Origin of the sequence: Lelliottia sp. RWM.1, from assembly GCF_016859735.1 — a bacterium.
Classification (GTDB): domain Bacteria; phylum Pseudomonadota; class Gammaproteobacteria; order Enterobacterales; family Enterobacteriaceae; genus Enterobacter.
Map to the genome: position 1 here is coordinate 74,803 of NZ_WLVC01000003.1, position 25,384 is coordinate 100,186.

25 protein-coding genes and 3 pseudogenes are annotated in these 25,384 nt (G+C 49.6%); 19 read left to right on the plus strand and 9 right to left on the minus strand.

Annotation, left to right across the window (positions count from 1 at the left end):
• Window positions 1-38: 38 nt before the first annotated feature.
• From glsB to GF617_RS03590, 8 genes are all read left to right on the plus strand, one after another.
• A complete protein-coding gene (gene glsB / locus GF617_RS03555) occupies window positions 39-965 on the plus strand; it encodes a glutaminase B (protein ID WP_181623496.1) in 927 nt (308 codons plus the stop codon).
• Window positions 965-1,321, plus strand: a complete 357-nt coding sequence (locus tag GF617_RS03560) for a DUF4186 domain-containing protein (protein WP_181623497.1) — start codon at window positions 965-967, stop codon at window positions 1,319-1,321. The genes glsB and GF617_RS03560 overlap by 1 nt, the downstream gene beginning before the upstream one ends.
• Window positions 1,322-1,435: 114 nt before the next feature.
• The gene (locus GF617_RS03565; protein WP_203451067.1) at window positions 1,436-2,890 is read left to right on the plus strand and encodes a GGDEF domain-containing protein; all 1,455 of its coding nucleotides are present in this window, start codon (window positions 1,436-1,438) and stop codon (window positions 2,888-2,890) included.
• 180 nt (window positions 2,891-3,070) lie between these two features.
• On the plus strand, window positions 3,071-4,063 hold the full coding sequence (locus GF617_RS03570) for a sensor domain-containing diguanylate cyclase (protein ID WP_239006319.1): 993 nt from the start codon (window positions 3,071-3,073) through the stop codon (window positions 4,061-4,063).
• Between the two features lie 53 nt (window positions 4,064-4,116).
• Window positions 4,117-5,082: a sensor domain-containing diguanylate cyclase gene (locus GF617_RS03575; RefSeq protein WP_203451069.1), complete on the plus strand. Its 966-nt coding sequence runs from the start codon at window positions 4,117-4,119 to the stop codon at window positions 5,080-5,082.
• An 82-nt stretch (window positions 5,083-5,164) separates the two neighbouring features.
• A complete protein-coding gene (locus GF617_RS03580; protein ID WP_203451070.1) occupies window positions 5,165-5,692 on the plus strand; it encodes a GNAT family N-acetyltransferase in 528 nt (175 codons plus the stop codon).
• Window positions 5,693-5,808: 116 nt separating this feature from the next.
• A complete protein-coding gene (locus GF617_RS03585; RefSeq protein WP_203451071.1) occupies window positions 5,809-7,260 on the plus strand; it encodes a tagaturonate reductase in 1,452 nt (483 codons plus the stop codon).
• A gap of 202 nt (window positions 7,261-7,462) precedes the next feature.
• Window positions 7,463-8,377: a bestrophin family protein gene (locus GF617_RS03590; RefSeq protein WP_181623503.1), complete on the plus strand. Its 915-nt coding sequence runs from the start codon at window positions 7,463-7,465 to the stop codon at window positions 8,375-8,377.
• Here the strand turns inward: GF617_RS03590 and GF617_RS03595 are convergent.
• On the minus strand, window positions 8,365-8,913 hold the full coding sequence (locus tag GF617_RS03595) for a GNAT family N-acetyltransferase (RefSeq protein ID WP_203451072.1): 549 nt from the start codon (window positions 8,911-8,913) through the stop codon (window positions 8,365-8,367). The genes GF617_RS03590 and GF617_RS03595 overlap by 13 nt on opposite strands.
• 117 nt (window positions 8,914-9,030) lie before the next feature.
• Between GF617_RS03595 and GF617_RS03600 the strand changes: the two genes are divergently transcribed.
• The 4 genes and pseudogenes from GF617_RS03600 (at window position 9,031) to ompC (ending at window position 11,660) form a co-directional block, all read left to right on the plus strand.
• Entirely contained in the window at window positions 9,031-9,501 is a 471-nt protein-coding gene (locus GF617_RS03600) for a GNAT family N-acetyltransferase (protein WP_203451073.1), read from the plus strand.
• A 12-nt stretch (window positions 9,502-9,513) separates the two neighbouring features.
• Window positions 9,514-9,954, plus strand: a complete 441-nt coding sequence (locus tag GF617_RS03605; RefSeq protein WP_181623506.1) for a GNAT family N-acetyltransferase — start codon at window positions 9,514-9,516, stop codon at window positions 9,952-9,954.
• A gap of 30 nt (window positions 9,955-9,984) precedes the next feature.
• Window positions 9,985-10,221 carry a CPBP family intramembrane glutamic endopeptidase gene (locus tag GF617_RS27355; protein WP_249415137.1) on the plus strand — a complete coding sequence of 79 codons (237 nt, stop codon included), beginning with the start codon at window positions 9,985-9,987 and terminating at the stop codon, window positions 10,219-10,221.
• Between the two features lie 325 nt (window positions 10,222-10,546).
• Window positions 10,547-11,660, plus strand: a pseudogene (gene ompC / locus GF617_RS03615) (porin OmpC).
• A gap of 8 nt (window positions 11,661-11,668) precedes the next feature.
• Here ompC and tam read toward each other — a convergent pair.
• Together tam and GF617_RS03625 are read right to left on the minus strand one after the other, a co-directional pair.
• Window positions 11,669-12,427 carry a trans-aconitate 2-methyltransferase gene (tam, locus tag GF617_RS03620; protein ID WP_181623508.1) on the minus strand — a complete coding sequence of 253 codons (759 nt, stop codon included), beginning with the start codon at window positions 12,425-12,427 and terminating at the stop codon, window positions 11,669-11,671.
• A gap of 83 nt (window positions 12,428-12,510) precedes the next feature.
• Complete coding sequence (locus GF617_RS03625; RefSeq protein ID WP_181623509.1) at window positions 12,511-13,095, minus strand: GDP-mannose pyrophosphatase; 585 nt, start codon at window positions 13,093-13,095, stop codon at window positions 12,511-12,513.
• An 87-nt stretch (window positions 13,096-13,182) separates the two neighbouring features.
• Here GF617_RS03625 and GF617_RS03630 point away from each other — a divergent pair, with 87 nt between their 5' ends.
• Both GF617_RS03630 and GF617_RS03635 read left to right on the plus strand, forming a co-directional pair.
• Window positions 13,183-13,962, plus strand: a complete 780-nt coding sequence (locus GF617_RS03630) for a DeoR/GlpR family DNA-binding transcription regulator (RefSeq protein WP_203451074.1) — start codon at window positions 13,183-13,185, stop codon at window positions 13,960-13,962.
• A 92-nt stretch (window positions 13,963-14,054) separates the two neighbouring features.
• Window positions 14,055-15,224, plus strand: a complete 1,170-nt coding sequence (locus tag GF617_RS03635) for a serine hydrolase (RefSeq protein WP_181623511.1) — start codon at window positions 14,055-14,057, stop codon at window positions 15,222-15,224.
• On the opposite strand, the gene GF617_RS03640 is transcribed toward GF617_RS03635, so the two are convergent.
• Window positions 15,221-16,048 carry an SDR family oxidoreductase gene (locus GF617_RS03640; RefSeq protein ID WP_203451075.1) on the minus strand — a complete coding sequence of 276 codons (828 nt, stop codon included), beginning with the start codon at window positions 16,046-16,048 and terminating at the stop codon, window positions 15,221-15,223. The genes GF617_RS03635 and GF617_RS03640 overlap by 4 nt on opposite strands.
• Before the next feature lie 207 nt (window positions 16,049-16,255).
• Here GF617_RS03640 and GF617_RS03645 point away from each other — a divergent pair, with 207 nt between their 5' ends.
• Window positions 16,256-17,164 (plus strand): LysR family transcriptional regulator, encoded by a 909-nt coding sequence (locus GF617_RS03645; RefSeq protein ID WP_203451076.1) that lies wholly within the window; start codon window positions 16,256-16,258, stop codon window positions 17,162-17,164.
• A 49-nt stretch (window positions 17,165-17,213) separates the two neighbouring features.
• Here GF617_RS03645 and GF617_RS03650 read toward each other — a convergent pair whose 3' ends face one another.
• The 3 genes and pseudogenes from GF617_RS03650 to GF617_RS03660 all read right to left on the minus strand — a co-directional run.
• Window positions 17,214-18,200 (minus strand): aldo/keto reductase, encoded by a 987-nt coding sequence (locus GF617_RS03650; protein ID WP_203451077.1) that lies wholly within the window; start codon window positions 18,198-18,200, stop codon window positions 17,214-17,216.
• 166 nt (window positions 18,201-18,366) lie between these two features.
• On the minus strand, window positions 18,367-19,218 hold the full coding sequence (locus GF617_RS03655; protein ID WP_181623513.1) for an aldo/keto reductase: 852 nt from the start codon (window positions 19,216-19,218) through the stop codon (window positions 18,367-18,369).
• Window positions 19,219-19,334: 116 nt separating this feature from the next.
• Window positions 19,335-19,601, minus strand: a pseudogene (locus GF617_RS03660) (zinc-binding dehydrogenase); the annotation flags it as partial.
• A gap of 136 nt (window positions 19,602-19,737) precedes the next feature.
• On the opposite strand from GF617_RS03660, the gene hipB reads away from it, so the two are divergent.
• Window positions 19,738-20,007, plus strand: coding sequence for a type II toxin-antitoxin system antitoxin HipB (gene hipB / locus GF617_RS03665; protein ID WP_181623515.1), 270 nt, complete (start codon window positions 19,738-19,740; stop codon window positions 20,005-20,007).
• Entirely contained in the window at window positions 20,007-21,314 is a 1,308-nt protein-coding gene (locus tag GF617_RS03670) for a type II toxin-antitoxin system HipA family toxin (RefSeq protein ID WP_203451079.1), read from the plus strand. Before hipB ends, GF617_RS03670 begins: the two co-directional genes overlap by 1 nt.
• A gap of 297 nt (window positions 21,315-21,611) precedes the next feature.
• Here the strand turns inward: GF617_RS03670 and GF617_RS27035 are convergent.
• Both GF617_RS27035 and GF617_RS03675 read right to left on the minus strand, forming a co-directional pair.
• A pseudogene (locus GF617_RS27035) lies at window positions 21,612-21,722 on the minus strand (LysR family transcriptional regulator); the annotation flags it as partial.
• 220 nt (window positions 21,723-21,942) lie between these two features.
• Entirely contained in the window at window positions 21,943-23,520 is a 1,578-nt protein-coding gene (locus tag GF617_RS03675) for a methyl-accepting chemotaxis protein (protein WP_181623752.1), read from the minus strand.
• 232 nt (window positions 23,521-23,752) lie between these two features.
• On the opposite strand from GF617_RS03675, the gene GF617_RS03680 reads away from it, so the two are divergent.
• Entirely contained in the window at window positions 23,753-24,040 is a 288-nt protein-coding gene (locus GF617_RS03680) for a VF530 family DNA-binding protein (RefSeq protein ID WP_203451080.1), read from the plus strand.
• A 7-nt stretch (window positions 24,041-24,047) separates the two neighbouring features.
• Window positions 24,048-25,340 carry a glycoside hydrolase family 10 protein gene (locus GF617_RS03685; protein ID WP_181623520.1) on the plus strand — a complete coding sequence of 431 codons (1,293 nt, stop codon included), beginning with the start codon at window positions 24,048-24,050 and terminating at the stop codon, window positions 25,338-25,340.
• The last annotated feature ends 44 nt before the right edge of the window (window positions 25,341-25,384 follow it).

The following is a 25,384-nucleotide window of genomic DNA, read 5'->3' on the forward strand; positions in this document are numbered from 1 at the left end:
CTCGCAGCCCGATTTAGCCTGAGGGCAAGGAGTAACGAGTGGCTGCGGTCATCCATAATGAGATGCTGGACGAGATTCTGGCGCAGGTGCGTCCATTACTGGGACAAGGGAAGGTTGCGGATTATATTCCGGCTCTGGCGTCGGTCAGTGGCAACAAACTGGGTATCGCCATTTGTACGGTTGATGGGCAACGTTATCAGGCCGGAGATGCAACGGAGCGCTTCTCCATTCAGTCAATTTCAAAAGTACTGAGTCTGGTGGCGGCCATGCGCCAGTACCCGGAAGAGGAAATCTGGCAGCGTGTCGGGAAAGACCCGTCCGGCCAGCCGTTTAACTCTCTGCTACAGCTTGAGATTGAGCAGGGAAAACCACGCAATCCCTTTATCAACGCCGGAGCGCTGGTGGTGTGTGACATGCTGCAAAGCCGTCTTAGTGCGCCTCGCCAGAGGATGCTGGAAATTGTACGCCTGCTGTGTGGTGTTCAGGATATTGCCTATGATGCAGTGGTGGCGCGCTCTGAGTTTGAACACTCAGCCCGTAATGCGGCGATTGCCTGGCTGATGAAGTCCTTTGGCAATTTTCATAATGATGTGGCCACCGTCCTGCAAAACTATTTTCACTACTGTGCGCTGAAAATGAATTGTGTCGAACTGGCAAAGACATTTCTGTTTCTGGCCCATCAGGGTTATGCGCCGCATCTCTCCCAGGAAGTGGTTTCCCCGTTACAGGCTCGCCAGATCAACGCGCTTATGGCGACCAGCGGGATGTATCAGAATGCCGGGGAGTTTGCCTGGCGTGTCGGCCTCCCTGCAAAATCAGGTGTCGGCGGGGGTGTAGTGGCAATTGTGCCACATGAGATGGCGATTGCCGTCTGGAGTCCTGAACTGGACAATACCGGAAATTCGCTTGCGGGCGTCGCGGTACTAGAACAACTGACCCAACGTCTGGGGCGGTCTGTTTACTGATGTCCGGCTTCGATCTTTTATTCGCAAGGCTTGCACGTTCGACGTTTCGTTCACGTTTTCGCTTAGGGGCGAAAGAGCGGCAATATTGTTGGGACAAAGGGGCTGAGACTATCGATCAGCATGCCGCTGATTTCGTCGCCCAGCGCCTTGCGCCAGCGCATCCCGCAAACGACGGCAAACAGACGCCCATGCGCGGGCATCCCGTATTTATCGCTCAACACGCGACGGCAACCTGCTGTCGGGGGTGTCTGGAAAAATGGCACGGGCTCCCAAAAGACGTGCCGCTCAGTGCGCAACAGCAGCACTATATTGTCAGCGTTATCCATCACTGGCTGGTGCTCCAAATGAACGCCTAAAATTGACGAGTTATGATCCTGTCGTATATGTGTTATAGATGCATGTTAGGTTATTCTTATTCATCCTGACGACCGCAAATAATTGCGATAAGCAATTATATGGATTGATATTTAATGCGTTCTTCTCTCTCTGCGTTCACACTTTTTCGACCAGAAAGCCCGCTGCGAAATGCTGCGGGGATATTTCTCCTGACCACGCTGTTTTATTTTATCGGTGCGGAGTTACGTCTGGTAGAAGCGTTATCCCTTTTCTGGCCCCTTAATGGTGTCATGGCGGGGGTATTTGCCCGCTACGCTTTCCTGAACCGCCTGCATTATTATGCTGTGTCGTATGTGGCTATGCTCGTGTATGACGCGGTAACGACCAGTTGGGGAGTGGCGTCGCTTGTCATCAATCTGTCGAATATGGTGTTTATTATCACGGTGGCCTTGCTGGTACTGCGTGATAAGCAACTGATGAGGAAAACGCCCGATCCTATTAATGCGTTGCGGTTGTTTAACTACTGCCTGATTGCAGCGTTACTCTGTGCGCTATTGGGGGCGGTGGGTTCCGTAGGGATTGACAGTCAAACCTTCTGGCCACTTTTTGCAGACTGGTTCAGCGAACAGTTCTCGACAGGTGTGTTGATCCTGCCGTGTATGTTGACGGTGCGAATGCCTGAACGTATGAGACCGCTGGAGCCGCGTCTGGAGCATCTGTTCCCGGTTCTGGCATTGATTGTCTCTGTGATGGCATCGGTAGTGATTGGCGGAGCGGGGAGCCTGGCATTTCCATTGCCGGCGCTGATCTGGTGTGCAGTTCGCTACTCACTCCCCGTCACTTGCCTGCTGACGTTTGTCACGGGCGCGGTCGAGATTATTCTGGTAGCAAACTCGATTATTAATATTGCAGTTGCGACACCGCTCTCGACTCCGATGATGTTCTCGGCTCGTCTGGGTATTGCGACGATGGCGATTTGTCCGGTGATGGTTTCCGTGAGTGTGGCGGCGATCAACTCGTTGATTCAACAAGTGTCGCTGCGGGCCGATTATGACTTCCTGACTCATGTCTATTCACGATCAGGGTTGTATGAGGCGCTCAAACGGGAAGAGACCCATCGACATACGCGCTTTCTGACGGTAATGCTGCTGGATATCGATTACTTCAAAAATATCAATGATAACTACGGGCATGAGTGTGGTGACAGAGTGTTGTCGAGCTTCGCCAGGCAGGTTCAGGAGGTTGTCGGAGAAGAAGGGCTGGTGGCGCGGATGGGCGGCGAAGAGTTTGCGGTAGTGGTGAATTCCGGCGATGCGCAAAAGGGCTTTGAACTGGCAGAACGTATAAGAATATCGATTGCAAATCATCCGTTTACCTGGCAACAGCAAACGCTATTTATCACGGTCAGTATTGGGTTGGGTAGTGGAAAGTCAGAGTCATGGCAACTGACAGACGTGTTTAATAAGCTGATGGCTGAAGCGGATGAGTATCTCTATCGTTCGAAAAAAGAGGGGCGAAACCGTACGCGCGCACGTTTGCCCGACAACCTGAAAATGGCCGAATCTCAGGACGGGGCATCCCAGGTGTAAACGTAACCACATTAGGCAGAATGCGGCGTGGATGTTATCACTTTGCTGATAAATCGCTTGCTACGTATTTTTAAGCTCAATAAGATACCGGGAGAAATATATCGGAATATTCGCAGCATGAACGGAACTGACAAACTCAGTAAAAAAACTCGCTTACCAGGAAGTCGGTTTGTCAAACGTATGTATCTGATGCGTATTCTCGGTACGTTGCTGGTCTTTTTCCCTGTACTTTCCGTTTTGATCGAACATCAACGTTCAGTCTGGCTAATGATTTTGCTGGCTATGAACGCTTTTGTCTGGCCTACGCTGGCCTGGCTACGCGCCCGTAACTCACCTTCACCTCTGATGGCCGAGCACCAAAACCTGGTGCTGGATGCTGGCGCGGGTGGTTTCTGGATCGCGATGATGGCGGTTAATCCGTTGGCGTCGGTCGTCATTGCCACTATTTTGCTTGCAGACAGGCTTTCCGCTGGTGGCGTTGCGTTGATGAAAAAAGCGGCTGCGGTGATGCTGGGCGTTTTCCTCGTGAGCTGGCTGACGCAGGGCATGGCGGTTGATCTCTTTGTCTCGCAACGAACCATGTTTGCCACGTTACCGCTGATTGCCATTTATCTCATGGCCCTGAGTATTTTGACTGACAGTATTGCGCTGCGTCTGCGGATCAAAAGTCGGGAGCTGGAGCGGATCGCGATGATGGATCCTCTCCTGGATATCGCCAATCGACGGCTTCTTGAAAAGCGGATTGATCACGAGTTGAAAAAACTCCAGTTGTCGTGCCGTGAATCTGCATTGATGTTCATCGATATCGATAACTTCAAAGATGTTAACGACCGCTTCGGTCATAAAGTTGGCGACACAATGCTTGCTGCCGTGTCACAAATTTTGCATATCGCCACACGCCCCACGGATACACCTGCTCGTCTGGGTGGGGATGAGTTCGTTATTTTGCTCCCCAGTACCACGCTTGATGAGGCTCATATTGTTGCAACGCGTATTATGGAGGCGGCTGCAGTGATGAAAGATGTTGCTCAGGAGGCCGTGCATTGTACGCTCAGTATCGGTATTGCATGTGCCACCCGCGACATGGCGAGCGTAACGGACTGGCTACAGGCTGCGGATAACGCACTGTACCGGGCCAAACGAGAGGGTAAAAACCGAATTTTCGCACACTGACAATACGGTTGTTTAGGCTACGCTTTTAAGAAAGCGAAGCGCCAGGAGATGTTATGAAAGCACCTGTAATTCCCGCTAATGAACCGGAACGTCTGCACTCTTTGCAAGAGTCCGGATTGCTTGAACTTGACACTTCTCCGGCATTTGATCGACTGACACGGCTTGCAAAACGTTTTTTTAACGTCCCGCTGGCGATGGTCAATATCATTGACGATCAACAGCTCATTGCTAAATCTGTAGATGGCGAGGCGGTGACGCCATATCCGCGTAATGTTTCGTTTTGCGGTTATACCATTTTGAGCACAACTGCGCTGGTGGTTGTCGATACGCTTCGGGATGCGCGTTTTGCGGATAACCCATTCGTCATCGGACAGCCAGGCTTCCGGTTTTATGCCGGATTTCCACTGCGATTACGTGACGGGGCAAGCGTTGGTACGTTATGCATTTTCGATTATGCCCCCCGCGAATTTACGGACACCGATCTGTCGGTACTGTGTGACCTTGGCGCGCTGGCAGAAGATGAGTTTGCGGCAGTGAGCGCAGCCACGACAGATGAACTAACGGGGTTGTTCAATCGCCGTGGGTTTAATCAGTTTGCCCGCTTTACTCTTTCTGTTGCCAGGCGGCGGGCAGAACCTCTCACTCTGGGGTGGATGGATCTGGATCATTTCAAGCAGATCAATGACCAGTATGGTCATGAAGAGGGGGATAAAGCACTTAAGGTGATGGCTGGTCTTTTGCGTGCATCTTTCCGTGAAGCCGATCTTCTGGTCCGCTTTGGTGGAGATGAATTTGCGGTGCTGTTCGCAGATACGGATGAGCAGGGGGCATGGATAGCGATGCACTATCTTACCGAGCAGGTGGCTCATTATAACGAACGGAAACTTCACCCCTGGACATTGCAATTTTCGTGGGGCGTCAGTGAGTTCGATCATAACCGTAATGACCAGCAACAGTGGCTGAAAAAAGCCGATGAGAACATGTTCACCATGAAGCAGCATCGTGGGCTTGTCCGGTGACATAACAAAAACCTATGCTTACCAGGATTGCGTTAAATAAATGTTAACTGCAAAGTGAGGGGATTCACTACAAGGAAACCGAATGAATACCCCACTGCACACCGAAACCCTCTCGCGGGAAGCAATTCTCACCCACATTGATGTGTTGGCCGATATCCTCGAAAACTGTGTGAACGGCGGCGCATCTGTCAGTTTTATGTCGCCGTTTACGCGCGAGAAAGCACGCGCTTTCTGGACTGGTATTGCGCAAAGCGTTGATCGTAATGAGCGCACCGTCCTGGCCTGCATTGATAAGCACGACGGAATCATCGGCACGGTACAGCTGGTTACCGACCAGCCTGAAAATCAGCCGCACCGTGCCGATGTGGCTAAACTGTTGGTGCGTGAGAAAGCACGCCGTAAAGGCGCCGCACTGACGTTGATGGCGTCACTTGAAACTCACGCCAGAGCGTGCGGGATTACGGTTCTGGTGCTCGATACCGCTACTGGTAGCGGCGCTGAGACGTTCTATCAGCGTGCCGGCTGGCAGAAAGTAGGGGAAATCCCTCGTTATGCGTTAATGCCAGACGGTGCGATGACGGCGACTTCAGTTTTCTATAAGTTTTTATAACTATTTTCACAATTGCATCATGAATTGATCAAAACAGGGGTCTTGGTCGAAAAGTTTTGGTAAGTTATTACACCAATCTTATCAGGCTGTATGACTAATCAAAAAAGGACCCCATTGTGAACACACTCAACCGTCGTGATTTCCCCGGTGCTCTCTACCCAGAACGTATCATTCAGTTTGGTGAAGGCAACTTTTTGCGTGCTTTTATTGACTGGCAAATCGACCTGTTGAATGAAAACACCGATCTTAACTCTGGTGTGGTGATTGTTCGTCCTATTCAGAGCGATTTCCCGCCGTCACTGAGCACGCAGGATGGTCTCTACACCACCATCATTCGCGGCCTTAACGAGAAGGGCGAAGCGGTCAGCGATGCGCGTCTTATCCGTTCTGTTAACCGTGAAATCAGCGTTTACGGTCAATACGATGAGTTTCTGAAACTGGCGCATAATCCTGACATGCGTTTTGTTTTCTCCAATACCACGGAAGCGGGCATCAGTTACCATGCCGGCGATAAATTTGAGGACGCGCCAGCGGTGAGTTATCCCGCTAAACTGACGCGCCTTCTGTTCGAGCGTTTTAGCCACTTTAATGGTGCGGCGGATAAGGGTTGGGTCATTATTCCGTGCGAACTGATTGATTATAATGGTGATGCCCTGTGTGAGCTGGTGCTGCGCTATGCGCAGGAATGGGCACTGCCTGCGGCATTTACTCAGTGGCTGAATGATGCAAACAGCTTCTGTTCGACGCTGGTTGACCGTATTGTGACGGGCTATCCGCGTGATGAAGTGGCTGCACTGGAAACCGAGCTGGGCTACCACGATGGATTCCTTGATACCGCCGAACATTTCTATCTGTTTGTTATTCAGGGTCCTAAATCACTTGCCAGTGAGTTGCGTCTGGATAAATTCCCGCTGAACGTCCTGATTGTCGATGACATCAAACCGTACAAAGAGCGCAAAGTGGCGATCCTGAATGGCGCGCATACAGCACTGGTTCCGGTTGCATTCCAGGCAGGGCTGGACACCGTTGGCGAAGCGATGAACGACGCTGAAATTTGCGCGTTTGTTGAGAAAGCTATCTACCAGGAAATTATTCCTGTGCTGGATTTGCCGCGCGATGAGCTTGAATCCTTCGCCAGTGCGGTAACAGGGCGTTTCCGCAACCCGTATATCAAACATCAGCTGCTGTCGATTGCCCTCAACGGGATGACCAAATATCGCACGCGTATTCTTCCGCAACTGCTGGCAGGGCAGAAGACGAACGGTAAATTGCCTGCGCGTCTGACTTTTGCTCTGGCGGCATTGATTGCGTTCTATCGCGCAGAACGTAATGGCGAAAGCTATCCGGTTCAGGATGATGCTCACTGGCTTGAGCGTTTCCAGCAACTGTGGGCGAAACACCATGATAAACAGATCAGCACCAGTGAACTGGTGAAAGCAGTACTGGCTGTAAGCGAGCACTGGGAGCAAGATCTCACTCAGGTTAATGGATTGGTAGAACAAGTTACGCTTGATCTGGATGCGATTTTGCTTCAGGGCATGCGCGCAGCGGTTAAACCACTCTGCTAATTTTTCAGCCCGGCTTCGGCCGGGTTTTTATCGGTGATCTATTAGTTACAACATACTATCGCGCTCTGTTTTAAAAAATACGGAGAAGCACCGTGCGCATTTCGCTTTGCAGAACAGAAAATGCAATGTTCTATTAACATGCTTGCAACTGTGAAGGCGATCACGTTTAATAGTCACGCTCTTTATTTTCCTGAAGCTGACTATGATTGTTCGTCCTCAACAGCACTGGCTACGTCTGATTTTTGTCTGGCACGGCTCGGTTCTACCCAAAATCTATACCCGGTTGTTTCTTAACTTCCTGTTGTCAATCGCCGTTATCCTGATGCTGCCGTGGTACTCATCCCTCGGTATCAAACTGACCGTTGCGCCGTTCAGTATTCTCGGCGTTGCGATCGCCATTTTCCTTGGTTTCAGGAATAACGCCTGCTATTCGCGTTACGTTGAGGCGCGGCTTTTATGGGGGCAACTGATGATAGCGGCGCGGTCACTCTTTCGCGAGGTAAAAAACACATTACCGGACGACCCACATTTGGGGGAATTTGTTCGCCTGCAAATCGCTTTTGCCCATTGTCTGCGCATGGCACTGCGCCGTCAGCCGCAGGCCGAGCAGCTTTCACGTTACCTCTCCGCGCACAATCTCCGCCTGGCGATGGACTCTTGCTCTCCGTCGAACCGGATAGTGTTGATCATGGGTGAATGGCTGGCAGTAAGACGCCGGGAAGGGCAGTTATCTGACATTCTGTTCCATAGCCTCAATAACCGGCTAAACGATATGTCGGTCGTCCTTGCGGGCTGCGAGCGTATTGCCAGTACGCCCGTACCCTTTGCCTATACATTGATTCTTCACCGTACGGTGTATCTCTTCTGCATTATGTTGCCGTTTGCGTTAGTGGTCGATCTGCACTACATGACGCCGTTTGTGTCAGCGCTGATCTCTTATACCTTCATCTCGCTGGATACGCTGGCAGAAGAGCTGGAAGATCCCTTCGGTACAGAAGATAACGATTTGCCGCTGGATGCCATCTGTAACGCGATGGAGAGAGACCTGTTACAGATGAACGATGAAGAGGTATTGCCGGATCGCGTGTTACCAGACAAGCACTATCAACTGACGTGACGGGCATTCCATTCATCGCGGGTTATTTCCCACAGTTCTGAGTCCAGCAATCCGCTGACATATTCTTTCTTCTCTGTCCGGACAATCCGCATGCCGCTACTGGCTGAAATGCGCTGGGAGCGGCTATTGAGTGCCGCTTTAGGGGCACGTAACACCGATTTATTTAGCGTATTAAACCAGAAATCCGTTGCGGCAATACTGGCTTCGCGCATGTAGCCCTGGCCTTGCCATTCCGGTGCTAACCAGAATCCACGGTTATTGTCCTCGACATCGTATAAACAGATCAGGCCCATCAGTTCATCCGGCGCTTCCCGACGGCGAATGGTCCAGAACCAGGCGATTCCTTTTTCCATATCCGGCAACGCTACATTGTTCACGTAGTGTTCTGCCCCGTTGTCCGGATAAGGCCAGGGAACGGTTGCCACCATATACCGGACAATTTCCCAGCGAGGATAGAGTTGTTGAATCTGTCTGGCATCTTCGGCAACCAGAGGGGTGAGTAACAGTCGCCCGGTTGTTAACGTCGGGATTGGCATCGCACAGATCTCCTTTTTTTGGCGTTATGCTTTTGTTTGTCTTCTGCTATTTTCATGATTACCACATACGCCGAAGATTGGCTGTAAGTTTTGACTACCAAAAATAGCAGAGGGTTTATGAGCGTAAGACTCGCCGTGCCGGAGGAAGCTGAAAGGCTTTGGCTGATTCGCAATTTAGCCATCCGGGTTGGGTGTCAAACCAGTTACGATGAGGCTGTTATTCGGCGCTGGACGCCCGAAAATATGCCAGAACACTACCGGAAAATGATACAAATCAACCCTTTTTATGTCGTCGAAGATGAAAACGGCGAGGCTGTGGCCACGGGATATCTGGATCTGGAAACCTGTTGTGTTGAAGCGGTGTTTACCCTGCCAGACGCAGCGGGAAAAGGGCTGGCAACGCAGATCCTCGATGCCATTAAGCAGGAGGCGAAAGCGAGAGGTATGACGCGGTTGACGCTCTCTTCGACACCCAATGCCCACTCTTTTTATCAAAAACATGGGTTTGTAACCTTAGGTGAAAATCGCTATCCCTCCAGGCTGGCAGAAGCTGAATTACGTTGTTTTGACATGGCAATAGACCTGTAGGATGAGGAAAATATGGCTGTAATTGTGAGAGAGTTATGTGCAGAAGATTACCTACAGTGGCGTCCATTATGGGATGGTTACACGCATTTTTATGAGTGTGAACTGGATGAATCTGTGACTGCATTTACGTGGGAAAGGGCGCTTAACCCTCATTCCTCGCTTTTTTGCCGTGTGGCGGAGAATGATGGAAAGGTTATAGGATTCGCCATGTGTCTGCTGCATGAAGGTACGTGGTCAACGGCCCCAATATGCTATCTGGAAGATCTCTTTGTGGATGAGAATTTCCGAGGGGCTGGGGCGGGGCATGCATTAATCGACGCGCTTCTGGCTGAAGGTAAGCGGGAGGGTTGGTCAAAACTGTACTGGGTTACGCGAGAAAATAACCCGGCTCGTAAGTTATATGACAAATTCGGCGAAGCCGACGATTACGTCCGTTATCGTATTTCACTCTGACACCCGGTATTTTCCTGTGCATGTATCGCAGTGTATTTGTACCTGAGATACATACACAGAAAAGTAGCCCTGATATTTTCGGCTGTCCATTTGCAATATACTGAAATAAGAACATTTATTATCTTGTTTCTGGTGTCTTTAACGTTTACGGTGGCACGGGTGAAGAGCGGAGGGCTTCTTATGCCAGTGATACTTCATATGCTGATGAATGGCGTAGTTACCGGTACACAGTATGCAGCTTACATATTTTTAGCCTCTCAACGTTAACAGCCCTGACCCTGGAAGGAGGCGCGTTCTTGCATGTCCTGCGGGTACATGATGAGCTTGAGCAGCACCACAGAATATCATTCCCGAGATAGACAGCAATACCATAGAATGCGCCAGAGTAACTAAATTCTAATATCTTTTTTTGAGTTAAATTACGTTCGCAATATGTGCTTTTAAAAATTGAATTTGGTTACATGATAAATTAACGATTTGTGCGCTAATGATTTAAATGTTTTACTTGTTTTTACATCGATGATAACTATATTGCCCTGCAACTCCTTTTAGGGTTGTAAAAATAATAAGTGGCATATAACAGGGTATAAAAATGAAAATTAATCAACTGAGCATGTTGGTGAGTGCCTCATTGCTCTGCACAACCGCACACGCAGCAGAAATTTATAATAAAGATGGTAATAAACTTGATCTGTATGGTCTGGTTTCTGCCGAGCATTATTTTTCTGATAATGACAGTAGCGACTGGAATGGCGATCAGACCTATATGCGTCTTGGGTTCCGTGGTGAAACACAAATTAACGATAAAGTCACAGGTTACGGTCAATGGCAGATGCATATTAATGCCAATGGCGCGGAGTCTGAGAGCAATAACCCGCGCACTCGTTATGCTTTTGCCGGTCTGAAAGTGAGCGATTTTGGTTCTGTCGATTACGGGCGTAATAAAGGCGTGCTGTATGATTCCCTGGGCTATACGGATATGCAGCCAGAGTTATGGCTCAGACCAGTTCATGTTTAGCCGTGCTAATGGCTTACTGACTTACCGAAATACCGATTTCTTCGGCGCCGTAGAAGGTCTTGATTTTGCCCTGCAATACCAGGGTAAAAATGATGGTGGTGGCGAACCCGGTGTGCGTGACGTTTTACGTCAAAATGGCGACGGTTTTGGCGCATCTGTCACCTATGATATTGGTGCGGGCTTCAGTGTTGCAGGTTCATTGATGAGCGCCGATCGCTCTAATGAGCAAAATAACACCGTTGGTATTATGGGGCAGGGTAAACGCGCAGAGGCATATTCTGGCGCAATTAAATATGATGCCAATAATATCTATCTGGCCGCGATGTTCACGCAGGCGTATAACGCTTCACGCTTTGGCTCTCATTCAAGTGATAGCGCCTACGGATATGCCAATAAGTCCCAAATCATGGAATTCTATGCCGGATACCAATTTGATTTCGGTCTGCAACCTTTTGTCGCGTATGACGTACTGAAAGGCAAAAACCTGGGCAAAGCCGCCGCAGGAAATACCTATGGCGATGAAGATTTAATAAAATATGTCGACTTTGGTGCAACCTATAATTTCAACAAAAACATCAATGTGTTTGTTGATTATATGGTTAACCTCGTCGATGAGGATAAATTTACCCGCGAAGCGGGGATTAACACTGACGATGTTGTCGCCGTAGGCGTCGTTTATCAATTCTGATAATCGGCTCATGGCTCACGTTTCGCGACGATAAAAAGCCGTGGAAATGCCAGCAGTATCTGCCCGTTTTCCTGGAGCGGATACTGCTCTTCCAGTAACTGATGATACCGCTTCAGGAAGTTCTTCTGTTCACTCTCGTTCAGCTCCTGTAACCAGGGACGCAACCCCGTGGCACTTACCCAGTCAATAATCGCCTGATGTGAACGCATTTTGTGATAATAGGTGGTTCGCCAGATATCTACGTCACATCCGGCTTCAGTCAAAATATCGTAATAGGCATGTACGCCAGGCAACGGTTCACGTCCGCGATCGGGATAACCTTGTTCATACGCCACTTCCCGCATCGACACGTGCGTGGGCTCCAGCCAGTTATCGGGCATTTGAATGGCCAGCACACCGTTTAATTTGAGCTGAGAGACAAGATGAGGCAGAAGCTCATAGTGGTTCGGTATCCATTGCAGGGAGGCGTTGGCGTAAATGAGGCTCAGCGGCTGATGAGGCTTATATTGCTGAATATCGGCCTCAACGAAGTGGCAATCTGGCAACGCGTTGCGCGCCTCTTCCAGCATAGCGGGGGAATTATCCACCCCAGTAATCTGTGCCGACGGCCAACGGTGTCTTAACAGAGCCGTACTGTTCCCTGGCCCGCAACCGAGATCGGCAATGGAAGTGATGTTTTCGACAGAGACTCTGGCGAGCAGTTCAGCCGCGGGACGGGTACGCTCTGCCCCGAATTGCAGGTAAAGAGAAGGATTCCAGTCGGACATTGACACATCTCCAGTTTGGCTATTCCAGCAAGAATAGCACACGCCGATACCCGCATTGTGGCGGGTATCGAGGGTTCTGACGCTTATAAAATGCCTTTCAGTGCAACATGGTAAAGCAGCATGATGGTTTTCCCGTCGACGATCAGCCCTTTCGCGATGCCCTCTAGTGCCTCATTCAGTGAGAGTTCAAGCACTTCGATGTCTTCTCCCTCTGATTTTAACCCACCACCAGCGCTGGTTTTATCGTGTGGGTGATACTCCGCCAGATAAAAGAACAGCTTCTCGGTCACTGAGCCGGGGCTCATGTATGCCTCGAACACCTTTTCAACGCGGGACACCCGAAAACCGGTCTCTTCTTCCGCCTCGGCCTTGATTCGGCTTTCAGGATCCATGTTATCGAGCAATCCCGCAGCGGATTCAATGAGATAGCCATCATGCCCATTGATAAACACCGGGAAGCGGAACTGACGAGTGAGGATCACCGTTTTTTTGTCACGGTTATAGAGCAGGATCGTTGCACCATTCCCCCGGTCGTAGACTTCACGTTCTTGCCGCTGCCATTCGCCATCGCGACGCTGCTGATCAAAGGTGTATTTCTTCAGGACGTACCAGTTATCGGACAGCGTCTGGCTCTCGATAATGCGTATTTCTGCACGTTTTGATTGCACGATACTTTCTCCTTACGTAGAGTAAGTATCATAATCAGCAATATCGTGCATATTCAAGATAAATCGTGCATTAACAGGAAAAGAGAGATGCTTACCAGTCAGCGCAAGCAGTTAATCCTTGAAAAACTTGAAGCCGAAGGCCAGGTTCTTTCCGGCGCACTCAGTATCCAGTTTGACGTTTCCGAAGATACCATTCGTCGCGATTTACGCGAGCTGGCAACCGAAGGGCGTTTGCAGCGCGTGCATGGCGGTGCATTACCCGCCTCATCCGCTATCGCCCCCTTTTCTGAGCGCAAATCACTGAAAATAGAGGCTAAAAAAAGCGTGGCTCAGAGAGGGGCACAGCTGATCTCATCAGGTCAGGTCGTGATTATTGACGGCGGAACAACCACTTCAGAACTGATCACATTTTTACCACGCCACCTCGCCATTACCGTCATCACTCACAGCCCCGGCATCGCGCTGGGCCTGGTCGATCATCCCTCCATTGAGGTTATTTTAATTGGCGGTCGTCTGTATAAACATTCGATTGTGACGGTAGGTGCGGCGGCCATCGAAGGGATCAACACCGTCCATGCCGACCTGTTTTTCATGGGGGTTACCGGTATTCATCCTGAGGCGGGGCTTACCACTGGCGATTATGAAGAAGCGTGCATCAAACGTGCATTTTCCGGCAGAGCTGCAGAAACCATCGTGCTGGCCTCTCCAGAGAAAATTAACACAGCATCGTCATTTGTGATTGGTGACGTGTCGTTGGTTAATACCGTTGTCGTAGAAAATGGTACAGATGCTGACTGGATCAACGCGGTCAGCGAGAAGGGCGTTTCGGTTATCATGACCGCCGATCATGATAATGAATCACGTTGATCCCATCATGAATTCAAAACTAACCTGAGACTGTTATATAATGCGCGCCTCTTTTCACCTGGAACGTGAATCATCCATGTCTGCCCCTGACAATGAAAATTAACGCGCCGTTTTCTCTCCTTCCTGTTGTGATACTGACGGGGTGTAGCACCAGTACACTTTCACAAATGGAAATTCCGGAGCAAAACAATACCCCCATTGTGGTGGGGTACTATGGCCGTGGCATTGACCCGATGATCCAGCAATATATGCAGGACAAACAGGTGACAGGTCTTATCGTGGCCATTATTCAGCATAATGGGGCGGCTGAATTTCATTCCTACGGTATTACTGACGATAAACATCGTTATGCCATTACTCCTGATACTCTGTTCGCGCTAGGTTCGCTGAGTAAAGGCGTGACGGCTGAAATCACGACGATGCTGGTTAACGAGGGAAAATTCCGCTGGACGGATACGCTGGAAACGCTGTTGCCAGAATCGACAACACTCAGCCCGGATGCGAAGAAGATAACGTTACTGCAGTTGGTAACTCATACCTCTGGGTTACCTCGTCAGCCAATGGACTTGCTGACGCTGGAACATCTGGTCGGTTATTTCAGTACCGGCGAGAATTTTTACACCCAACTGGACAGCGATAATGTACTGACTTACCTCAGTGACTTTACCGCCCCTGAACCCCGTGTCCCACAATATTCTAATCTCGGCTATGCCATCCTAGGTTATATTCTGCGACAACACACGGGCGAGTCCATCGAAAGCCTGGCTCAGCGCACGTTGTTTACACCTTTAATGATGCAAAACAGCAGCTATACCCCAATGCAGCTCAGGCGTTATTCTTATCGCGCGCTGGGCCATGCAGGCGATCAACCTAAGTTGATATCGCGCGGTGAACTGACGCCTGACTGGGTATTCCAGCAGAATATGGCGGGCGCGGCAAGCTTATACAGCAGCGCGCGAGATCTTGCGATATATGCCCGGGCGCATTTTTCCACCACAAGATCCCCAGAGCTTGATCGCGCGTTTAGGGATGTTACCCAAACCTATTTCTATCGCCAGAAAGAGGCCGCCAATATTGCGTGGGTAAGCGACTCATCTCCGGATCGCAAAATTACCTATCAGGTGGGCTATATTGGCGGATATTCCAGTTACATTGGCTTTGACCAAAAAAACCAAAATGCGGTAATCGTTCTACAAAATAGCTTTAACTGGAGTAATTATCTGGGCCAAACGATCCTGATGCATTTACCGCCGAAAGATTAAGGCCTTAATTCGCCATATTTATATGACGCTGTCGCACCACCATCGATCAGAATATCGCTACCGGTAATGTAAGTTCCGCCAGGACCAAACATAAATGCCGCTAATTCACCGATTTCATCCGGTGTGCCGCCACGGCCAGCCGGAGATTTTGTCAGCATATTCCGATAGAACTCGCCACGCTCTGCGCTGTTCAGCTCGTCATACGCCAGAGGCGTGTAGACAATACCGGCACTAATACAATTGATTCTGGCGCCCCGTTTTCCCCACTTAACGGCTTCCGCCATAACCCGTAACGCATTGCCTCGTTTAGAAATTTGGTATGCATAGAGGCTGTCGTCGACTGCCGAAATCCAGGGCAAGGCCAGTAAATCTTCCGGTGGCAGCGTCGCGAGCATATCTGCCTGGTGCTGAGAAAGGGCATCAACATGAAGACGATGGCTGGACTGAGAACCGATAACAACGGCTGCGCCGCCAGGCGCAATGACCCGACCAAACGCCTCAAACAGGACCGCCGTACCATAGAGATCAACGCGGATGATATCCTGCGCTTTGGCCTGGGAAGGTGAAAGACCTGCGGTATGGATAACGCCCTTGATTTCACCGAGCTCACAGGCCGTTTTGACCAGTGCCTGAATTGATTCGCGGGAACACACGTCAACTCCCGTTGTTCTAACCTCGAAACCAGCCCGGGAGAGAGTCTGTTCGGCTTCTTTTGCATTTTCCGGGTTAATATCGGCAAGCAAAATAGTCTTCCCAACGCTGACCCGGCGGGCGATAGCCTGTGCGATTGAGCCGCTTCCAATCACAACGATAATTTCTTTCATTGATTTCACCTTAGAATCACTGAGACAACCCAACGCCTGGGGTGTTGTCTGAGATAACAAAGGATAGCGCGAGAAATCGTTGAGAGTGAGAGCGTAAATCCGTATGCGTTTATGAGTATCATTCATGAATGAGAACGAGTTCCAGGCAGACAGAATCGGCTATTTTTGGAATAATAATGTATTGAAATATGGTCTCTGAGCGTGTCGATGCTGGATAAACTTGATACCCTGAAAATCTTCTGTACCGCAGCAGAAACCCTGAGATTCAGGGAGACAGCAACCCGTCTGGGGATCGCGCCCCAGCAGGTAACCCGGGGTATTGCAGAGCTTGAACAACAGCTTGGGGAGATGTTGTTTATACGTAATACACGGCAGATGAAATTGACGACCTTTGGCCTGCATTTTTGGCCAAAAGCGGAAGCACTGCTGGCCAATAGTGATGCTCTCTTTGCGGAGGGTAAACGCAAAAATGTTCAGGAGATGGCAGGGAGTGTACACGTGACGCTGCCGCCTCTTTTTGAAAACCAGGATATCCTGCACCGTTTACTGCAAAGACTGATTGATTATCCCGCAATCAATATTCAGTGGCTGCCTTGTGATTCCCATCTCAATATTATTGATGAGCAAATCGATATCGGTATTCGGATTGGCGCAATACCGGATAATCGATTTATCGTTAGAACGATACGACCCGTTGGTATTAATATTGTGGCTGCACCTGATTTAATTGCCCGTAAGGGCATGCCGGTCTCTCTGCATGATCTGCAATATCATTTCCCACTCAGTGCGTTAAATAACAGTAATTCAGGCCGGATTTGGCCGTGGCAGTTCGCTGATGGCAGTAGTTTCTTTCCGGAGCAGCCCGCGTTTATTTCTGCGGATATCGGCAGTGAATTAGCCTCCGCACTGGCAGGAAGAACCTACAGCCAACTGCCGGATATGACTGTTCGTCCTTATTTGCGTCGTGGTGAGCTGGTCAATATTTTGCCTGAATACAATTTCCATCCCTGGCATTTGTATATTTTCCGTCCCCATCAGCCGTTGCTACCGTCCCGTGTTCGCCTGGTATTTGAATTGCTGACTCAGATCCTCAGTGAGGTATTTGAGGAACAGTGAGGGGGAACGACGAGGCAGTGGGTGTAACCTTGACTCCGGCTCTGTCGCATCATTCTGACAGTGATAGTAACCCGTCATCCAGGCGATTTCCCTGTATCTGAATGCCTGAGAGTAATGTATCCATGTCAGATAAATCACGGAAACTGAGTTCCAGTTCGACAGATTTCAGGTTGTCATCAATATAGGCCACCTTGTCCATGCCTGGGATTGGAACAATCCAGGGTTTCTGGGCCAGTAACCAGGCCAGCGCAATCTGTACTGGGGTGGCATGCTTACGGGCCGCGACATCCCGCAGCATCTCAACCAGAGGCATATTTGCTTTGATTGCATCCGGGGTGAAACGTGGAAAACTTGCACGCAAATCGGTATCGGCATCGAATGTGGTTGAGGCATCAATTGTTCCGGTCAAAAAACCGGTTCCGAGTGGCCCCCAGGGAACAAACCCAATGCCTAACGCTTCGCAGACGGGAAGAACATCGTTTTCGGGTTCGCGTGTCCACAGGGAATATTGATTCTGAACGGCGGTTACAGGATGGATCGCATGAGCACGGCGAATCGTATCAGCCCCTGCTTCAGAGAGACCGTAATGACGTATTTTCCCTTCTTTAATAAGGTCCTGGAGTGTGCCTGCCACCTCTTCAATGGGAACACAGGGATCGACGCGGTGCTGGTAAAACAGATCAATATAGTCCGTCTTTAGGCTCTTCAATGATGCTTCGGCCACCGCACGAATATTCTCTGGCCGGCTATCCAGGCCCGTAGTCACGCCATCTTCCAGTTTGAAGCCAAATTTAGTCGCAATAACGACCTTATCCCGGTAGGGCTGAAGGGCTTTGCCAACCAGTTTTTCATTTATATAGGGGCCGTAGGCCTGAGCAGTATCGAAAAATGTAATCCCACGATCAACCGCCGCATGCAGCACGTTTATACCGGTATTATCGTCAACCGCTTTCCCTGTACCGAAACTCAAATTCATGGCTCCCATCCCCAAAGCAGAGACGGTTAATCCACTGCGTCCTAACGTTCGATATTTCATATTGCACCTTTTTTAAATGAATATATTGCTTAACGTAAGGAGAGTGTAAGGGCTCTTATTGTTCCTGTATGTGGATTTGTTTTGCTTTCAGAATTCATGATTATGGAATAATTAACGCGAACACAAACGAGGCGATTTTCACCCCGCGTGTGCCTGATATTGCAGGTTAGACGTCGAGTTTACGACCGGTCAACCATTCCACCATGGCCGGATCGCGGTGAGAGAAAAATGCGCTGGTCGCCGTATCAATGGCTGTGATGTTGAGTATGTCATCCTGGCTAAGCTCAAAGTCGAGGATGTTGATATTCTCTTGCATCCGCGCTTTGCGTACCGATTTTGCCAGGGATACAATGCCGCGCTGGTAGAGCCAGCGCAGAATGACCTGTCCGACGCTTTTACCATATTGTTGGCCGATGGCGGTTAATACCGGGTGCTGGAAGAGGGCATTTTTCCCTTCGGCAAAAGGAGCCCACGCTTCAGGTTGAATGCCACGGCTCTTCATCCAGGACGCAGCATGTAACTGCTGGTTAAACGGATTGACTTCGATCTGGTTGACCGCTGGTATCACATGGTTATATGCCATGAGATCGGCGAGCCTGTCTGGATGAAAATTACTGACACCAATGGCCCGAATTTTACCAGCCTGGTGTAATTCTTCCATGGCCCGCCATGCGCCATGGACATCGCCATAAGGCTGATGAATCAGATACATGTCAACATAATCCATCTGCAGGCGGTTCAGCGAACGCTCAAATTGCGCCTTTGCCCCTTCGTAACAGGTGTCCTGTAACCAGAGTTTGGTGGTGACAAACAATTCATTACGCGCAATACCACTTTGTTTCAGCGCGTTCCCAACCTGAGTTTCATTCAGATAGGAGGCTGCCGTATCAATCAGGCGATAGCCCGTTTCGACCGCCTCGATAACCGCACGCTCGCATTCTGCGGTGTCTGTCATTTGAAAAACACCAAAGCCCAGCAGGGGCATTTCTACACCGTTGTTCAGTTTTACTGTGTGCATGACGTTATCCTTTAGCTGTTGTAGTGGAAAAGCATAACGCAGAACGATTTATTTGATTAGGGAGGGTAATTTTCTAGGGTTTATTAGCTGAGTTCATAAAAGTGGCGGTCACCTGTTAGAGCACCATACTGGAAAAATTGCCCCTCTTGTGCCATGCAACTTGCCAGTTTAGCCACATCAGGCCCGCCAACAGGATCAAAAACCACGTTAACCCCGTTATCTTGCGTGATTGCGTTCAGCTCTTGCGTCACATCTTGTTCGGTTGTGGCAATGACCGCTGCCGCACCTGCTTGCATTAACACTTTGTTTTTACGGCTGGTACGGGAAAGAGCGATGGGATGAGCCCCAACCATGTTGGCAATCTGTATTGCGGCAATTCCGACATATCCCCTGAAGGGGATAAATCAGTCTTTATCCGCTGAAAGGGATATTCCTGCTACACAGGTTGACAATATCCCCTTGCGGGGATAATACTTGCAATATCCCCGCAAGGGGATAAATTCCTGTGGAGATGAGCGCATGAAACCACCGATGATTTATAGCCCGGTTCAACTGGCAAACACGATGAAGCTGATTCGTCAAAAAAATAACTGGACTCAAAGCGAGTTGGCGAAAAAAATCGGGATCAAGCAAGCCACGATATCGAACTTTGAAAACTCGCCCGACAACACAACGCTGACCACTTTTTTTAAGATTTTACAGTCACTTGAAATGAAAATGGCGTTGTACGAAAGTGACGAGATGTCAACGCAATCTGAAAAAGATGAACAACAGGATCTGGACTGGTAATGCCTAAATTAGTGACGTGGATGAACAACGAACGGGTAGGCGAGCTGACCAAGTTGCCGAATGGGGCGCATACCTTTAAGTATGAAAAAGAGTGGCTGTTCAATCGCCATGCCAGGCCGTTGTCCTTATCATTGCCGTTACAGGTTGGCAATATCACCTCTGATGCTGTGTTTAATTTCTTTGATAACCTGCTGCCTGATAGCCCGATTGTTCGGGATCGTATCGTAAAGCGCTATCATGCCCGTTCTAAGCAACCCTTTGATTTATTGTCAGAAGTAGGGCGAGACAGTGTTGGCGCAGTGACATTATTGCCCCCTGATGAAACGGTAAGCACCCAGGAAATGACCTGGGAAACCTTGAGTGAGAAGAAACTTGAGCGTGTCCTGTCGGCATACCAATCTGATATTCCTCTCGGCATGATCGCTGAGGAGGATAACTTTCGTATTTCTGTTGCCGGAGCTCAGGAAAAAACAGCGCTTCTCAGGTCAGACGAAGGCTGGTGTATACCCACAGGAATTACACCGACAACGCACATTATCAAACTGCCTATCGGGGAAATTAAGCAGCCAAATGCAACACTGGATCTTAGTGATAGTGTTGATAATGAATACTTTTGCCTGTCGCTGGCCAAGGCGCTGGGTTTTGATGTCCCAAATGCGGAGATAATCAAGGCCGGTGCAATTCGGGCACTTGCCGTCGAACGTTTTGACAGGCGATGGAACACAACCCATTCAATGTTACTTCGGCTACCGCAAGAGGATATGTGCCAGACATTCGGACTTCCGTCATCAGTGAAATATGAGTCGGATGGTGGGCCGGGGATTTCTCATATCATGACGTTTTTACTCGGTTCCAGCGAAGCGCTTAAAGATCGCCACAATTTTATGAAATTCCAGGTGTTCCAGTGGTTACTTGGTGCTACAGACGGACATGCGAAGAATTTTTCTGTTTTTATTCAGGCTGGAGGGAGTTACAAGCTAACGCCATTTTATGACATCATTTCGGCGTTTCCCGTACTTGGCGGAGCTGGAATGCACATCAGCGATCTAAAACTGGCGATGAGTCTTAGCGCATCAAAAGGCCGAAAAACGGCTATCGACAAAATCTATCCGCGACATTTTTTGGCAACGGCAAAAGCACTGAAATTTCCTGAGCAGCAGATGCAGGAGATCATGCAGACGCTGGCTGAACATGTTCCTCTGGCACTTGATACAGTCATCAGTTCGTTGCCCAACGATTTCTCAACGAAAGTGGTCACGTCAATCCGCTCAAATGTTCTGAGACTGCATGCTCGTCTGTGTAAGTAAAACATAGAGGAAGAGATGATGGAGATGCCAAAAAATGGCTTCAGAAGACTTTCAGCGACCAGCATAATCATAACCACAAAATACTGGATTGTTGCGTAGTCTACTTTGGTGCGCATAATGTATATTATGTTAAATGACTTCTGAACCTGAATGGCTTACATAAAATCATAGGGTTACGTCCCCTCCACATCTTTCGTTTGCTGACATTATGTTAATGCGATATCAGAACCGCACCAGCCATAATGCAATCCATCCTTATTAACCTGTTCTGTCATCCCCGCCCTCAATATTTCCCATTCAGCATAAAACCTTGAGCAACGTCTCCAGCCATTGCGTAAACACGCGAACCTTCGGTGAGATATGGCGATGTGGATACAGTACGGATAATGTCCTGGCTGGAACAGGATTTTTTCCGCACCGGCCTCCCGTAAGTTTCGTCGCTTGAGTTGACAGAGGCAAAAAATTACCGTTTTCCCTGGCATTCTGGTCGCGTTACTGGTGCTGATCATGCGTAAGTACAGCCTTAATGATAATGCCATTGCCAGAATGGCCCATAAAAACACTGCCCGGTAACATTTCTTACGCCATTGCCCAATCGCCCTGTCGCGATTGGGCAATATTCTTATGATTAACGTGCTGCTTGCGCACTCAACTGGAAGAAGCGCACTGAATCACGCAGTATTTCGCTTTGTTCCGTCATGGACTGTGCCGCGACGGCGGCTTGCTCCACTAATGCGGCGTTCTGTTGAGTCACCTGGTCCATCTGCTCGATTGCGACACTGATCTCTTTGATCCCCTGATGCTGTTCCGTCGAAGCGGTTGAAATATCCGCCACAATGTCCGTAACCTGATTAACCGAGGTGACGATCTCTTTCATTGCCCGACTGGCAGTATCAGCAAAACGCGAGCCATCAGTAATTTTCTCAACCGTGCCTTCAATAAGCGATTTGATCTGTTTGGCGGCATCGGCACTTTTTTGTGCCAGATTACGGACTTCACCAGCCACAACCGCGAAACCTTTACCCTGCTCTCCGGCGCGAGCTGCCTCAACAGCGGCATTAAGCGCCAGAATGTTGGTCTGGAAGGCAATCCCCTCAATCACCGAAATAATATCGACGATTTTCTGCGAGCTATCGGAAATCTCCTGCATCCGCGAAAGCATGTCGTGGACTTCTTTCCCGCCCTTCACCGCGGTTTGTGAGGTCAAACGCGCCAGCTCACTCGCTTTATGCGCGTTTTCAGCATTGCTTTTTACGTTCTCCGTAATCTGCTGCATGTTCGCTGAGGTTTGCACTAATGATGCCGCTTGTTCTTCGGTGCGTTGAGACAAGTCGCTGTTACCCTGTGCAATCTCGTTGGCTGCCAGCGAAATGGATTCACTGCCGTGGGTAATGCCGTTCATGATCTCCGCCAGTTTCGCGTTCATAAACTTGACGGTTGCCAGCAGGCTTTGGGTATCGCGCTCACGAATAGCCACCTCTGCGGCCAGATTACCGGCAGCAATCTCTTTCATGATCGATACCGCATAGGCGGGTTCTCCGCCCAGTTGGCGTGAAAGGTTGCGGGAAATAAGCAGGGCAATGACGCCGGTGGCAATCAGTGCCAACAGCAACAAACCGCTTAACAGGTATAACGCCTGAATATAACCAGACTGTGACTCTTCCCCTGCACTCTCACCATTGGCCACCTCCATGTCCACCAGCGTGGCCAGATCTTTCATCAATTGCGTACGGTATTTAGACGATACTGCACCGCTAATTTTGGAAGCTTCTTCGGTATTTCCGTTGTTTACGGCTTCAATCACTTTGGCATTCACATCCACAAAGTTTTTAAAGTTGTCGACAACGGTTGCAAAAAGGTCACGCATCTCCCTGGGCGCATCTGCAGACGTTTTCGCATATTGCTGCTGTGCATTGAGAAAAATGGCCTGGTTTTGCAACAGTTCCCCACGGTGTTTTTCACGTTCCTCTGGCGTTGGCGAAGAAATATACTGGATCTGTTGCAGACGCATTTCGGACAAAACACCACGCATTTCAAGTGAGTAGCGAATGTCTGGCATGCGGGTTTTCAGAAATTCATCAATATGGTGTTTGCTGCTATTGAGTTGGTAGATGGAAACACCGCCTAACAGCAACATCATGGCGATGAGGATGGAGAAGCCGATCAGCAATTTGGTCAGGACGGTGGTTTGTGCAAGTCTGTTCATCATTATCACTATATAAGGAATGGTTATAGTAATAACGGCAATAACTCGGAAAACATTGAGTTCCATTTATGATCTCAATCACAAGTTATCACTATCTTATGCCTACTTTTTTCGTCAGTTTTTCCATAAGCAAAATTACAGCAGGAAAAACGCATCCCATTGCCGCACTCCCCCGTTTCTTGTACCCTTTCAGGGCTACACCACCCCTGAATATGAGATAACCGGACGCCACATGACTGCACACATTTCTAAAGATCCTTTGCACGGCGTAACGCTTGAGATGCAAGTCAACGCGCTGGTTGCACGATATGGCTGGAGTGAGCTGGGCAAACTGATCAGTATCAACTGTTTTAAGAACGATCCAAGTGTCAAATCGAGTTTGAAATTTCTGCGTCGCACCCCATGGGCGCGTGCAGAAGTTGAAGCACTGTATCTTGATTCTCTCAGTGATGATGCCACCGAAGAACCGGATGTTCTCACCTTTAACCCTTGGGCAAATAGTCGGATTACTAAGAGCTAAAACGTCAATGTCGCTACACGTAAAACGGACAGGTGCGCTTATTGGCTGCGCACTTTTACTTGTTAGTTGCTCCTCAAAACCACCCAAATCCCTTATCACTCCGCGTCCTCCAGCGGAGAAACCAACCCAACAGGCAAACGAGCCGATGCGTGGCATCTGGCTGGCAACGGTTTCCCGCCTGGATTGGCCGCCGGTGACCTCAATCAATGCCAGTAGCGCTGAAACACGAATTCGCCAGCAGAAACAGGCCCTGCAAGACAAGCTGGACAGGCTCAAAAGCCTGGGCATTAATACCGTGTTTTTCCAGGTCAAACCCGATGGCACGGCACTGTGGTCATCCAAAATACTGCCCTGGTCCGATATGTTAACGGGCAACATAGGTGAATATCCGGGTTATGACCCGCTGCAGTTTATGCTGGATGAAGCGCATAAACGCGGAATGAAAGTCCACGCCTGGCTGAATCCATATCGGGTTTCTGTAAACACGAAACCCTCCACCATTGCAGAGCTTAACCGGACGTCATCGCAACTCCCTTCCAGCGTATTTGTGCAACATCCTGACTGGATACGCACCGCTGGCGATCGTTTTGTTCTCGACCCTGGAATTCCGGCGGTACGCGACTGGATCACACAGGTTGTGACAGAAGTGGTGGCGCAATATGCGATTGATGGCGTGCAGTTTGATGATTACTTCTATGCCGAAACGCCGGGTTCAGCCCTGAATGACAGCCTGACATATAAACAGTACGGACAGGGATTTGTATCGAAAGCAGACTGGCGGCGGCATAACACCCAGCAGTTAATCGAGCAGGTTTCACGGGCCATCAAGCAGCAAAAACCACAGGTCGAGTTTGGTGTCAGCCCGGCAGGCGTATGGCGTAACCTCTCCTTCGACCCGGCCGGCTCTGACACACGCGGCGCAGCAGCATACGATGAATCCTATGCTGACACCCGTCGTTGGGTACAACAAGGATTGTTGGATTACATCGCCCCGCAGATCTACTGGCCTTTCTCCCGCAGTGCGGCCCGGTATGACGTGCTGGCAAAATGGTGGGCTGATGTGGTGAAACCAACACATACACGCCTCTACATCGGCGTGGCATTGTACAAAGTGGGTGAGCCATCGAAAAACGAGCCTGACTGGACGGTCAATGGCGGCGTACCGGAGCTGAAAAAACAGCTCGATTTAAACGATTCGCTGCCCAGCATTAGCGGCACGATCCTGTTCCGCGAGGATTACCTCAATCAGCCCCAGACGCAGGATGCGGTCAGTTATCTCAAAAGTCGCTGGGGAAGTTAATGTGTCAGGCAGAAACGCGTTGTTTCTGCCTGATGACATTGAGG

What these genes read in the sequence shown, in the direction of transcription:
- GF617_RS03560 (WP_181623497.1), top strand. Translation starts at nt 965, where the DNA reads ATGTCCGGCTTCGATCTTTTATTCGCAAGGCTTGCACGTTCGACGTTT.
- GF617_RS03565 (WP_203451067.1), top strand. Translation starts at nt 1,436, where the DNA reads ATGCGTTCTTCTCTCTCTGCGTTCACACTTTTTCGACCAGAAAGCCCG.
- GF617_RS03570 (WP_239006319.1), top strand. Translation starts at nt 3,071, where the DNA reads ATGTATCTGATGCGTATTCTCGGTACGTTGCTGGTCTTTTTCCCTGTA.
- GF617_RS03575 (WP_203451069.1), top strand. Translation starts at nt 4,117, where the DNA reads ATGAAAGCACCTGTAATTCCCGCTAATGAACCGGAACGTCTGCACTCT.
- GF617_RS03580 (WP_203451070.1), top strand. Translation starts at nt 5,165, where the DNA reads ATGAATACCCCACTGCACACCGAAACCCTCTCGCGGGAAGCAATTCTC.
- GF617_RS03590 (WP_181623503.1), top strand. Translation starts at nt 7,463, where the DNA reads ATGATTGTTCGTCCTCAACAGCACTGGCTACGTCTGATTTTTGTCTGG.
- GF617_RS03595 (WP_203451072.1), bottom strand. Translation starts at nt 8,913, where the DNA reads ATGCCAATCCCGACGTTAACAACCGGGCGACTGTTACTCACCCCTCTG.
- GF617_RS03600 (WP_203451073.1), top strand. Translation starts at nt 9,031, where the DNA reads ATGAGCGTAAGACTCGCCGTGCCGGAGGAAGCTGAAAGGCTTTGGCTG.
- GF617_RS03605 (WP_181623506.1), top strand. Translation starts at nt 9,514, where the DNA reads ATGGCTGTAATTGTGAGAGAGTTATGTGCAGAAGATTACCTACAGTGG.
- tam (WP_181623508.1), bottom strand. Translation starts at nt 12,427, where the DNA reads ATGTCCGACTGGAATCCTTCTCTTTACCTGCAATTCGGGGCAGAGCGT.
- GF617_RS03630 (WP_203451074.1), top strand. Translation starts at nt 13,183, where the DNA reads ATGCTTACCAGTCAGCGCAAGCAGTTAATCCTTGAAAAACTTGAAGCC.
- GF617_RS03635 (WP_181623511.1), top strand. Translation starts at nt 14,055, where the DNA reads ATGAAAATTAACGCGCCGTTTTCTCTCCTTCCTGTTGTGATACTGACG.
- GF617_RS03640 (WP_203451075.1), bottom strand. Translation starts at nt 16,048, where the DNA reads ATGAAAGAAATTATCGTTGTGATTGGAAGCGGCTCAATCGCACAGGCT.
- GF617_RS03645 (WP_203451076.1), top strand. Translation starts at nt 16,256, where the DNA reads ATGCTGGATAAACTTGATACCCTGAAAATCTTCTGTACCGCAGCAGAA.
- GF617_RS03650 (WP_203451077.1), bottom strand. Translation starts at nt 18,200, where the DNA reads ATGAAATATCGAACGTTAGGACGCAGTGGATTAACCGTCTCTGCTTTG.
- GF617_RS03655 (WP_181623513.1), bottom strand. Translation starts at nt 19,218, where the DNA reads ATGCACACAGTAAAACTGAACAACGGTGTAGAAATGCCCCTGCTGGGC.
- hipB (WP_181623515.1), top strand. Translation starts at nt 19,738, where the DNA reads ATGAAACCACCGATGATTTATAGCCCGGTTCAACTGGCAAACACGATG.
- GF617_RS03670 (WP_203451079.1), top strand. Translation starts at nt 20,007, where the DNA reads ATGCCTAAATTAGTGACGTGGATGAACAACGAACGGGTAGGCGAGCTG.
- GF617_RS03675 (WP_181623752.1), bottom strand. Translation starts at nt 23,520, where the DNA reads ATGAACAGACTTGCACAAACCACCGTCCTGACCAAATTGCTGATCGGC.
- GF617_RS03680 (WP_203451080.1), top strand. Translation starts at nt 23,753, where the DNA reads ATGACTGCACACATTTCTAAAGATCCTTTGCACGGCGTAACGCTTGAG.
- GF617_RS03685 (WP_181623520.1), top strand. Translation starts at nt 24,048, where the DNA reads ATGTCGCTACACGTAAAACGGACAGGTGCGCTTATTGGCTGCGCACTT.